Below are 11,526 nucleotides of genomic sequence, written 5' to 3'. Positions count from 1 at the left end.
ATGGTCTTTCTAGTTATACTTATCGCCTCTTTTTTATTACAAATGATTTTACCCTGGTGGATCATTGTAATCCTTTCCTTTGCAACCTGCGGGTTAATCGGTAAAACGGCAAAACTATCTTTGTGGCAACCTTTCTTTGCGATTGTCGTATTATGGACAGGCGTTGCTTTATACCAGAGCCTGCCTAACCATAATCTGCTGGTTTCGCGCGTTGCAGAAATGTTCGGTCTTCACGCCTGGTGGTTAGTTTTATTAGTTTCAGTATTACTAGGCGGCTTCGTGGCTGCAGTAAGCGGTTATTGTGGGTACCAGTTCAGAAAAGCAGTACTGGTTAAAAAAACAACAGCATAAGATTTATCTAACTCTTTGTGTATTTTTGCGGCGTGAAAGCTTTAATTCCTCAAATATTTTCTATCCGCGATGAACAGCAGTTTAATGAAACTGCACTGGCCGTTTTCAAACACCAGGCGGAGTTTTGTGTACCCTATCGTCAGTTTATCACTCACCTGAATATTAAACCTGAACAGATCACCTTGGTTGCTGATATTCCCTATCTGCCGATCAGCTTTTTCAAAACCCATCGCGTGGTCAGTAATACTGAGCCAGAGGAAATTGTTTTCAGCAGCTCCGGAACTACCGGAATGGTACAGAGCAAACATGTCGTAACTGACCTGAGTGTATACGAAGAAAGTTTTAACAAAGCATTTGAGCAGTTTTACGGCCCGGTAGCAGACACTTGCCTGCTGGCTTTACTTCCTTCCTATCTGGAAAGAGACGGCTCTTCACTGATCTATATGATTGACGAATTACTGAAACAAAGCAAACATCCCGATAGCGGCTATTTTTTACACAACCACGAAGAGCTTTTCCAAAAATTAACGGCTTTAAAAAAGGCAGGTCAGCCAACGTTATTAATTGGCGTTACCTATGCCCTGCTCGACTTTCTTGAAAACCACCAATTAGACTTCCCCGAATTAATCGTGATGGAAACCGGCGGTATGAAAGGAAAGAGGAAAGAAATGGTCCGGGAAGAACTGCACGAAATATTAAAAAGCGGATTTGGTGTAAATGCCATCCACAGTGAATATGGTATGACTGAGCTGCTTTCACAAGCTTATTCTTTGGGAGAAGGTGTATTTGATTGTCCAAACTGGATGAAGATTGTGTTAAGGGACACGAATGATCCCCTAACACTCCTCAATTCTACTCAGACAGGAGGCATTAACATTATTGACCTTGCCAATATTAACTCCTGCTCGTTTATCGCTACACAGGACCTGGGCCGGTTATTGCCTGGCGGTTCCTTTGAAGTACTTGGCCGTTTTGACAATGCAGACATCAGAGGCTGTAACCTGCTGGTTCAGTAAACTATTCCGCGATTAACAGGAAATAGTTCTTTTTACCTTTCTGAACGATAATATATTGATCATTAATCAGGTTGCTGACAGTATAACTGGCAGTAACCTCTGCTACTTTTTCTTTATTAATACTCAATCCGCCACCCTGGATAGTTTTCTTTACTTCTCCTTTGGATGGGAATACTGTCGTTTTTTCCGCCAGTAAGGTAGCTACATCAATACCTGATGCTAATTCTTCACGGCTAATTACAAACTGAGGTACACCGTCAAAGATTTCCAGGATATGTGCAGGGCTCAGACTCTCTAAAAATGATAAAGAACCATTACCAAACAAGAATTCTGAAGTTTTCACTGCTGTTTCCAGAGCAGCTTCAGAATGTGTTCTGATGGTAATATCAGTAGCCAGTGCTTTCTGCAGAATCCTCAAATGAGGTGCTGCGTCATGTTCTGCTTCCAATTTCTCTAATTCCTGCTGCTCCAGCAAGGTGAATATACGTATCCATGATCTCGCATCGGAATCTGTAGCATTCAGCCAGAACTGGTAATATTTATAAGGAGAAGTTTTCTCAGGGTCTAACCAGATTGCTCCGCTTTCAGTTTTTCCGAATTTAGTACCGTCCGATTTTTTGATCAGTTGTGTAGTTAATCCATAAGCTGTTCCTCTGTCTTTTCTTCTGATGAATTCTGTTCCGGTTACAATATTACCCCATTGATCAGAACCACCCATCTGGATTGTACAATTGTTATTTTTCCATAAATAATAGAAATCATAACCCTGGATCAGCTGGTAACTGAACTCCGTAAAAGACATACCAGTATCACCTTCCAAACGCTTTTTCACACTGTCTTTGGCCATCATGTAGTTCACAGTGATGTGCTTACCTACATCCCTGATGAAATCAAGGAAACTAAAACCTTTAAACCAATCTGCATTGTTAACCATCACCGCACCGTTACCTTCAGCGCTGAAGCTTAAAAATTGATTCAACTGTTTTTTAATTCCATCCAGATTATGAGCCAATGTTTCTTCGGTCAGTAAATTTCTTTCCTCAGATTTTCCCGACGGATCGCCGACCATACCAGTAGCTCCACCCACAAGCGCATAAGGCTTATGGCCAGCACGTTGAAAGTGAATTAATGTCATAATCTGCGTCAGGTGACCAACATGTAACGAATCAGCCGTAGGATCAAAACCTATATATCCTGAGCACATGCCTTCATTTAATTTATCTTCTGCATTGGGCATGATATCATGTAACATGCCTCTCCATCTTAATTCATCAACAAAATTGGTCATCGCTTTATAATTTCGGCAAAGATAAGAAACCGTTTAAACTTAGCGCCCGATAAAAGCGGATCTTGGACAGATTCTTGTCAGGTATAAATAATTATGGGTTATTTGGGCCATTTCCCCGGCTCCCTCCTAAAAAAATCCTACTTTTAAAACGATGAACTTTCTTTCGCACTTTTATTTTGAACGGCAAAACTCCAATAATTATATGGTGATGGGTGTGGTATTGCCCGACCTGATCAAAAATGCTGACAAAGACTGGAACCTTAATCCGCAGAAAGATGAATACCTTTTCAGGGATGTACCTGAATATGCCGACTTGCTTAGCGGATGGAAAAGACACCTGGAAGTAGACCGTTTATTCCATTCCTCAGAATTTTTCAAAACGCAGACCGCTATCCTTAAACAACTGATCTTACCAGCCTTACAAACCGGCCCCGTAAAGCCTTTCTTTTTAGCACATATCGGGTTGGAGCTCATTCTTGATCACCTCCTTTTAACTCAGAATAAGGTAAATACCGCTCTTTTTTACCAGCAGCTGGGCGGCGCACACACCGAATCCTTAACCGGATTTTTAAAATATGCCGGGTTAACAGACCAGCCGCGTTTCGCTCATTTTCTGGATAAGTTTATCTCCAGTGAATACCTTTTCAGCTATGAGAAAATTGAAAATATTACCTATGCACTGAACCGGATTTGTATGCGGTTATGGCTCAATCCATTTACCGAAGAGCAATTGGAAACCTTAACGCAGAAGCTGGAAGAGTTTAAGCAACAGCTGGACAAGCAGGGCTTTCTGACTATATTCAATCAGATCGAGGAAGAACTGGCTAAACAATCCTTCTAATTGCAAAAAAAACAATCAAAATAAACAAGCAAATCAGCCGATTTACTAACTTCGCCTTATGTCGCTATCCACTATTAAAGACACTATGGACGCGTTGGTTCATGAACTTAACCAACACAGTTATAATTATTATGTACTCGCAATGCCAACCATTGCCGATTACGAGTTTGACAAGAAACTGGAAGAATTGGGAAAACTTGAAAAAGAACATCCCGAATTCGCAGACCCTGATTCTCCGACGTTAAAAGTTGGAGGTGATATTACTAAAAACTTCGTCACCGTTAAACACAGATGGCCAATGCTGTCTTTGGGTAACACCTATAATGAGCAGGATCTCCGTGATTTTGACGAAAGGATCAAAAAATCAATAGGAGATAATTTTGAATACGTATGCGAATTGAAATTCGACGGACTTTCTATTAGCCTGACTTACCAGGATAACAAACTCTTAAGAGCAGTTACCCGCGGAGACGGAACCAAAGGTGATGAGGTTACTGCCAATGTAAAAACAATCAGCAATATCCCCCACCATTTAAAAAAAGCAGATACACCTGCATTATTTGAAATCCGGGGAGAAATATTAATGCACAAAGCAGCTTTTGAAAGGCTGAACAAAGAAAGAGAAGAACTCGGAGAAATACCTTATGCCAATCCCCGGAACTTCGCTTCAGGAACTATAAAGATGCAGGACCCTAAAGAAGTCGCCAAAAGACCTTTAGACGCTTTCTTTTATTCCCTGCATACTGAAAAAGAATATTCCAAAACACACTGGGAAAGCTTGCAGGAACTCAATAAATGGGGTTTCCATGTTTCTGAGCATACCAAACTGAGCAGCAATATTGAAGAAGTACTGGAATTTATCCATTCCTGGGAAAATGAACGTTTCAAACTCAGCTATGACATTGACGGAATCGTTATTAAAGTAAATAGCTTTACTCAGCAACAAGAACTAGGCTTTACAGCCAAATCTCCACGCTGGGCAATCTCTTATAAATACAAAGCACAAGAAGTAGAAACTATCCTGGAAAGCGTAAGCTACCAGGTAGGACGTACCGGCGCGGTAACTCCAGTAGCGAATTTAAAACCAGTACAACTTGCCGGAACAACAGTTAAGCGGGCTACATTACACAATGCCAACGAGATCGAAAGATTGGACTTACACGTTGGAGACAGTGTATTTGTAGAAAAAGGCGGTGAAATTATTCCCAAGATCATAGAGGTGAACCTGGAAAAGAGAAAAGAAGGTGCACAACCCGTTATTTACCCCGTTATCTGCCCTGAATGCGGCACTACACTGGTTCGTAAAGAAGGTGAAGTTGCTTTTTATTGCCTGAATGATGAAGGCTGCCGGCCGCAGATCGTGGGTAAAATTCAGCATTTCATTTCCAGAAAGGCCATGAATATTGACGGATTGGGCGATGAGACTATAGAATCTTTTTACCAGAGAGGATTATTAGGTCACATCAGTGACTTATATACTTTAAAAGACAGAGCGGAAGAATTAAAGAATATAGAAAGATTCGGAGAGCGTTCTATTGAAAATATGTTAAAAGGCATAGAGTTATCCAAACAGATGCCTTTTGAAAAGGTACTTTTTGGTTTGGGGATCAGGTATGTCGGTGAAACAGTTGCCAGGAAATTAGCTATCGGAACTGGGAATATTGACCGCTTAATTGCCGCTACGCTCGAAGAATTAACAGCAATTGATGAAATTGGCGGACGTATCGCAGAAAGTATCCTGGAATACTTTAGTAAACAGGCTCATATTGATCAGATTAATCTGTTAAAAGCACATGGATTACAATTTGAGACTGTCCAGACGATAATAACACTGGATAGTGACAAATTAACTGGAAAAACATTCGTAATTTCGGGAGTTTTTGAGCAATATAGCAGAGAAGAACTAAAAGATCTGATCGAAAACAATGGCGGAAAGATATTAAGCAGCATTTCCGCTAAATTGAATTACCTGCTTGCAGGCGATAATATGGGCCCCTCAAAACTAGAGAAAGCCCAAAAGCTGAATGTTCCCCTGATTTCGGAGAACGACTTATTAGAGATGTTGAATAAAGATTAAAAAAATGAACAAATTTCATGGAACGGGTGTAGCTCTTGTTACACCATTTAACGCAGACGGATCGGTAGATTACGACGGTTTGAAAAAACTGATCAACTACCAGATTGACGGGAAGGTAGAATACCTGGTATCCTTAGGTACTACAGGTGAAACAGCAACACTCAATAAGGACGAAAAGAAGAAGATCTGGGCATTTACAGCAGAAATAAATAACGGCAGATTACCATTGATCGCTGGTATCGGCGGTAACAATACAGCAGAAGTTATTCAGGAGGTCAAAGAATTTGATGCTTCAGGATACGACGCGATACTTTCAGCAAGCCCTTACTACAATAAACCTACACAAGAAGGAATATATCAGCACTATAAAGCGATCAGTGAGTCTACTGACCTGGATGTATTGCTGTATAATGTTCCTGGCCGTACAGCCAGTAACGTAAGTGCAGAAACAACCTGCCGTTTAGCAGTAGATTGTAAAAATATAATCGGGACCAAAGAAGCTTCTGGAAGTTTTGATCAGTTCAACCAGATTATGAGAGATAAACCGTCAGATTTTTTATTGATCTCTGGTGATGACCCTGTGGCCTTACCAATGATTGCATTGGGTGCTGTAGGTGTAATTTCTGTAGTTGGAAATGCGTTCCCTCTTTTATTCTCAGAAATGATCAGGTTATGCCTGAAAGGTAATTTCAAAGCGGCTCAGGTTATGCACCTGAATGTAGTGGAATTCACCAGGTTAGTTTTCGAAGAAGGTAACCCTGCAGGAATTAAAGCTGCTTTAAAATATTTCAATGTTTGTGGTGATCAGGTACGTTTACCATTAGTACCCGCATCTGGCCGCCTGGCTCAGCTGATCAGCACTCAAATCAAACAAATCAGTTTATAAGCTTCCCAGCTTAAACAAAAAAAAACGCCCCGGTATTACCGGGGCGCTATAAATTCAAAACAAGAAATTGGTTTAAGCCTCTTTGTTTTTGGTTTCCTGAATCTCTAAACGGATAGCCTGGGCTATGTTTTTAAGATCCTGCATTCCTTTACGTACACGCGTTCCGGCAGCACTGTTGGCTTTGTTGTAAAACTTGTCTGCATCAGCTTCTAATGTGGTAACAAGCTTCTTTAACTCATCAAATTTTTTCATTTCTAATTACCTTTTGGTTTATTTTTTAGGGTTGATTAATACTCAATTACTAATGTAAGCGCTTTATTCTAATAAATGAAAGATTAACAGCACAATTGGGACCTGTAAAACGCTGTTTTTATCCACAAAAAGCATGGTTATTCACAAATTCATCAAAAAATATAAGATATATCGTTGAAAAACAATAAGATACAAAATAAGCAAAACAAAAAAGGCCCTTCACAGTTATGTGAAGGGCCTTTTTTGTTTTATAGAAATCAGCTATTCCGGGCTGAACTTATTGTCATTATAATAGCCGCTTTTCAGCTTGTCAGCAACTTCACTGAAAGCTTCCAGCGTACGCTCAACGTCTTCTAAAGTGTGCATTGCAGTTGGTATCAATCTCAGTTCAATTAAGCCCTTAGGGATAACCGGATACACTACAATCGAACAGAAGATGCTATAGTTCTCACGAAGATCCATTGTCAATGCGGTAGCCTGTAACAATTCACCTTTTAAGAATACAGGGGTAACCATGGTATTGGTAATCCCTAAATCAAAACCACGTGCTCTTAATCCTTTCTGCAGCGTAGTTGCTATATTCCAGAGTTTTTCTCTCAGCTCAGGATTGTTTTTAAGCAATTCTAAGCGCTTTAATAAACCAATTACCATTGGCATTGGCAAAGCTTTCGCAAAAGTCTGAGAACGCATGTTATACCGGAAGAAATTAGTTATTTCTTCTGAAGAGGCAACAAAAGCACCAATTCCAGCCATTGACTTTGCAAATGTTCCGAAATAAATGTCAACTCCTTCAATACAATCCTGCTCTTCATGAGTTCCGGCACCAGTTTTACCCATCGTACCGAATCCATGTGCATCATCGATTAACAAACGGAAATTGAAATCTTTTTTCAATTCAATAATTTCCTTCAGTTTACCCTGCGCACCTGACATCCCGAAAACACCTTCAGTAATTACAAGAATACCTCCGCCAGAGCTGTCTACTAATTTAGTAGCACGTTCCAGTTGTTTACGGGCACTGTCAATATCATTGTGTTTATAAACAAAACGTTTACCTAAATGAAGACGCAAACCATCGATAATACAAGCATGGCATTCTCCATCATAAACGATCACATCATTTCTGTCTACCAGGCAGTCAATGATAGATAACATTCCCTGGTAACCATAGTTTAACAGGAATGCGTCAGGTTTACCCACAAATTCTGCAAGCTCCTGTTCTAATTGCTCATGATATTTAGAGTTTCCAGACATCATTCTGGCACCCATCGGGTAAGCCATCCCAAAATCTGCTGCACCTTTTGAATCCGCTTCTCTTACTTCCGGGTGATTAGCTAATCCCAGATAGTTATTTAAACTCCAAACCAAATGTTCTTTACCCCGAAAATTCATATGCGGCGCAATGGCTCCTTCTAACTTCGGAAAGGAAAAATATCCATGTGACCATTTTTGGTGTTGCCCAAGCGGGCCCATATGCTTTGCTATCTTTTCAAAAATATCCAATGTATCTGTCTTTAAGTTGTCTTATTATTTTATGCAAATTTAAGCTTTCTGGGGCTGAAATACAAGATTGCCCAAAAACCAGTAATCCCGCTGTCCAGTAATCCATTATTATGCCAAAAAAGCCTTAACAATTCATTGTTAAGGCTTTTAATTATTTTTCTTATACCGGTTGATTAATCAACGTTATCGTGAAGGAATGAATTGTTAGGTCTGATCTCTGTACTCCCCTCTTCATCATTGCTTAAAGTAAACCTTGACACCTGCGATTCCGAAGAATGCTGTACCTGTGTCAATTGTGTTTGTTTACGTTTATAAGCAGGTTCGTTTTCAAGCTCCTGCAATCCATTGGTTGTACGCAATTTCATGCTCAGATCTTTCAGCCTCATGATTCTTTCTTTAGATTTTTTCAGCTGATCTTCAATAGACTCATCGCTTTTGTCATCATCCAGACCAGGTACAACTACTTCTTCCTGCTGAGCAGCAGCAGGTTCGTTATAATTTGATTTAGGTGCTTCAAAAACAAAATCAGTTTCTGATGTTTTCAATTCAAAATCAGTTCCTGCTTCCTGTTTATTTTCAGCAGGTGTAGATTCCTCTTCTACTAAAGTATGTCTGATGATGCCGTTATCAGCATCGTCTCTTCTATTTCTGTTTCCGCTGTACATGTCACCGAAAAGATCAGACTGTTTCAGATCATCTTTCAGTTTCATTACCGGCTCATTCGTATAAGCACCTGCTTTTGGCTCAATAAAAGAGTTAACAGGTTCTAATGGTTTTACCAGCGGAGCTTCTTCAGGAGTTAATAAAGAAATTTTCTTTACGTTCTTTTTATCGTGTGCACGTTGTTCCGTAGTCTGGAACCCAGTGGCAATAATTGTTACAGAAAGTTTTTCACCCAGGTTTTCGTCAATACAGTTACCCCAGATTAAATCTGCGGTTAAACCAGCCTTATCCTGGATATAATCCGTGATAATAGCAACTTCATCCATCGTCACCTCTTTCAAACCAGAACTGATGTTCAACAGGATGTACCTTGCACCTTCAATCTCGTTGTCTTTCAACAGCGGAGAAGCTAATGCACCTTCAACAGCACTCAAAGCACGATTTTCACCCTCACAGGCAAAACTACCCATGATAGAAACACCGCTGTCTTTCATCACTGTACGCACATCCTTGAAATCCACGTTGATATAACCCGGAACCGTTATGATTTCGGCAATACCTTTTGCCGCAGTAGTCAAAATATCATCTGCCTGTGCGAAAGCGGAACCTAAAGTCAGGTTACCAAATATTTCACGTAAACGATCATTGGAAATAACCAGATAAGAATCTACATATTTCTTCAGTTCATCCAGACCGTCTTCAGCCTGCATTTTACGTCTTTTACCTTCGAAAGAGAAAGGGGTTGTGATAATAGCAACAGTTAAAATGTCAAGTTCCTTCGCTGCCTGCGCAATGATGGGACTAGCACCCGTACCTGTTCCACCACCCATACCCGCAGTAATAAACAGCATTTTTGTAGTACTGCCTAACATGCTTTTGATATCGTCTATATTCTCAATAGCCGAATTTTTCCCCACTTCCGGAATTGAGCCTGCACCCATTCCCTCGGTTAAACTTGCACCCAACTGTACTTTATTCGGTATAGGGCTGAACTCCAATGCCTGGGCATCAGTGTTACAGATTATAAAGTCTACACCTGCAATTCCTTGACGGTACATATGGTTAACCGCATTACCACCACCGCCACCAACACCAATTACCTTGATGATTGATGACTTATCTTTTAACATTTCAAAATACATATATTTATGAATCAGTTACTTAAAAATTGGTTTTACCTGTTCATCTCTCATTGTAATATTAACACTTTTTCAACACACGTTTTCCACAAGTGTTTAAAATGTGGAAAAATCGTCCATTGTGGATAAATATTACGGTTTTATATAATCCTCATCGCTTACGTTCATGTCGTCTTTGATGAAATCCTTGGTTTTTGCCAGTAACTTATCAAATAATCCACCTCCCGGGCGTTTCACTTTATCTTTTACAACTGCTGGTCTTTCGACATAAACACCAGGCTGCTTTAACTCTTCAATCAACTCTTCAGCCTTTTGAATTCCTTTAATCAGCAAGCCAACACTGGTCGCGTACATCGGGCTTTTCAGGTCATCATAAATAGTTTTTGGCATATCCTCATATTTCGACAAATGTTCATTCGGATAACCTACACGACAATCCAGTCCTGTAACATATTCAACCAATTGAGAGAGGTGCTTTAATAACGCTCCGCCACCGGTAATTACTACACCACCGATTAGTTTTTTCTCATAACCAGAAGATTTAATCTCATAATAAACGTGCTCAATGATTTCTTCCATACGGGCCTGGATCACATAAGCAAGGTTTTTTACTGAAATTTCTTTTGGTTCTCTGCCACGCAGACCTGGTACACAAATAATTTCATTTTCTTTATTTTCTTCAGCTAAAGCAGAACCGAAACGTGTTTTCAACAGTTCAGCCTGATTTCTCATCACCGAACAGCCTTCACGAATATCTTCAGTCACACTATTTCCACCGAAAGGGATAACCGCTGTATGGCGGATAATACCTTCATGGAAAATAGCAATATCAGTAGTGCCACCACCTATATCCACTAAAGCAATTCCAGCTTCTTTTTCTTCATCACTTAAAACAGATTCAGAAGACGCAAGCGGCTCTAAAATCAGTTCCTGAGTTTGTAAACCAGCATTGGTTACACACCTCATGATATTTTTAACCGCAGTTACCTGACCTGAAATGATATGGAAATTCGCTTCTAAACGAACACCCGCCATACCGATCGGATCTTTAACTCCTGGTTCATTATCGACAGTAAATTCCTGAGGCAGTACATGGATGATCTCTTCTCCCGGGGGCATAACCAGTTTGAACATATCATCAATTAACTTATCCAGATCTTTTTTACTGATCTCATTATTCAGTTCTCTTCTTGTCAGGATTCCACGGTGTTGTAAACTCTTGATATGCTGACCTGCAATACCAACATTTACTACACGTACTTCCACATTGGACTGACCGCTCGCCAATTCAACGGCCTGTGAAATACCCTGTACAGTTTTCTGTATGTTGGAAACCACACCACGGGTTACGCCCGCAGACTCTGCTTTCCCAATACCCAAAACCTCAATCTTGCCATGCTGTGTTCTGCGACCAACTATCACACAGATTTTTGTGGTACCGATGTCCAATCCCACTACAATTGGAGACTGAACGGTGGTTTTTTCTTTGCCCATAACTATATTTATTTGT

Annotated in this window: 10 protein-coding genes; 5 read left to right on the top strand and 5 right to left on the bottom strand. The window is 40.2% G+C overall.

All coding sequences use genetic code 11. The annotated features are described in order from the left end of the window. Positions 1-351 (top strand): hypothetical protein, encoded by a 351-nt coding sequence (locus LY11_RS10450; RefSeq protein ID WP_111633656.1) that lies wholly within the window; start codon positions 1-3, stop codon positions 349-351. A 32-nt stretch (positions 352-383) separates the two neighbouring features. Further along, positions 384-1,367 (top strand): LuxE/PaaK family acyltransferase, encoded by a 984-nt coding sequence (locus LY11_RS10445; RefSeq protein WP_111633655.1) that lies wholly within the window; start codon positions 384-386, stop codon positions 1,365-1,367. Between the two features lies 1 nt (position 1,368). On the opposite strand, the gene tyrS is transcribed toward LY11_RS10445, so the two are convergent. After that, positions 1,369-2,655: a tyrosine--tRNA ligase gene (gene tyrS, locus LY11_RS10440; protein ID WP_111633654.1), complete on the bottom strand. Its 1,287-nt coding sequence runs from the start codon at positions 2,653-2,655 to the stop codon at positions 1,369-1,371. A gap of 151 nt (positions 2,656-2,806) precedes the next feature. Here tyrS and LY11_RS10435 point away from each other — a divergent pair, with 151 nt between their 5' ends. From LY11_RS10435 to dapA, 3 genes are read left to right on the top strand one after another with little or no spacing between them, the layout of a single operon-like run. Then, the gene (locus LY11_RS10435) at positions 2,807-3,496 is read left to right on the top strand and encodes an ACP phosphodiesterase (protein WP_111633653.1); all 690 of its coding nucleotides are present in this window, start codon (positions 2,807-2,809) and stop codon (positions 3,494-3,496) included. 58 nt (positions 3,497-3,554) lie between these two features. Next, a complete protein-coding gene (gene ligA / locus LY11_RS10430; protein ID WP_111633652.1) occupies positions 3,555-5,573 on the top strand; it encodes an NAD-dependent DNA ligase LigA in 2,019 nt (672 codons plus the stop codon). Positions 5,574-5,577: 4 nt separating this feature from the next. After that, the gene (gene dapA / locus LY11_RS10425; RefSeq protein WP_111633651.1) at positions 5,578-6,459 is read left to right on the top strand and encodes a 4-hydroxy-tetrahydrodipicolinate synthase; all 882 of its coding nucleotides are present in this window, start codon (positions 5,578-5,580) and stop codon (positions 6,457-6,459) included. Between the two features lie 72 nt (positions 6,460-6,531). Here the strand turns inward: dapA and LY11_RS10420 are convergent, their stop codons facing one another. From LY11_RS10420 to ftsA, 4 genes are all read right to left on the bottom strand, one after another. Then, positions 6,532-6,711, bottom strand: a complete 180-nt coding sequence (locus LY11_RS10420; RefSeq protein ID WP_068395023.1) for a histone H1 — start codon at positions 6,709-6,711, stop codon at positions 6,532-6,534. Between the two features lie 261 nt (positions 6,712-6,972). Further along, positions 6,973-8,214 (bottom strand): aminotransferase class I/II-fold pyridoxal phosphate-dependent enzyme, encoded by a 1,242-nt coding sequence (locus tag LY11_RS10415; protein ID WP_111633650.1) that lies wholly within the window; start codon positions 8,212-8,214, stop codon positions 6,973-6,975. 173 nt (positions 8,215-8,387) lie between these two features. Further along, positions 8,388-10,019 carry a cell division protein FtsZ gene (ftsZ, locus tag LY11_RS10410; RefSeq protein ID WP_111633649.1) on the bottom strand — a complete coding sequence of 544 codons (1,632 nt, stop codon included), beginning with the start codon at positions 10,017-10,019 and terminating at the stop codon, positions 8,388-8,390. Between the two features lie 129 nt (positions 10,020-10,148). Next, the gene (ftsA, locus tag LY11_RS10405) at positions 10,149-11,510 is read right to left on the bottom strand and encodes a cell division protein FtsA (RefSeq protein WP_068395018.1); all 1,362 of its coding nucleotides are present in this window, start codon (positions 11,508-11,510) and stop codon (positions 10,149-10,151) included. Positions 11,511-11,526 lie beyond the last annotated feature (16 nt).

It is taken from the genome of Pedobacter cryoconitis (assembly GCF_003259615.1).
GTDB classification, from domain to species: domain Bacteria; phylum Bacteroidota; class Bacteroidia; order Sphingobacteriales; family Sphingobacteriaceae; genus Pedobacter; species Pedobacter cryoconitis.
Note: the sequence above shows the minus strand (reverse complement) of the source record. Positions and strands in the feature narration are given on the sequence as shown.

Excerpts from the sequence above, each read along its gene's own strand:
- LY11_RS10450 (WP_111633656.1), top strand. The coding sequence starts at position 1 with ATGGTCTTTCTAGTTATACTTATCGCCTCTTTTTTATTACAAATGATT.
- tyrS (WP_111633654.1), bottom strand. The coding sequence starts at position 2,655 with ATGACCAATTTTGTTGATGAATTAAGATGGAGAGGCATGTTACATGAT.
- LY11_RS10435 (WP_111633653.1), top strand. The coding sequence starts at position 2,807 with ATGAACTTTCTTTCGCACTTTTATTTTGAACGGCAAAACTCCAATAAT.
- ligA (WP_111633652.1), top strand. The coding sequence starts at position 3,555 with ATGTCGCTATCCACTATTAAAGACACTATGGACGCGTTGGTTCATGAA.
- dapA (WP_111633651.1), top strand. The coding sequence starts at position 5,578 with ATGAACAAATTTCATGGAACGGGTGTAGCTCTTGTTACACCATTTAAC.
- LY11_RS10420 (WP_068395023.1), bottom strand. The coding sequence starts at position 6,711 with ATGAAAAAATTTGATGAGTTAAAGAAGCTTGTTACCACATTAGAAGCT.
- ftsZ (WP_111633649.1), bottom strand. The coding sequence starts at position 10,019 with ATGTATTTTGAAATGTTAAAAGATAAGTCATCAATCATCAAGGTAATT.
- ftsA (WP_068395018.1), bottom strand. The coding sequence starts at position 11,510 with ATGGGCAAAGAAAAAACCACCGTTCAGTCTCCAATTGTAGTGGGATTG.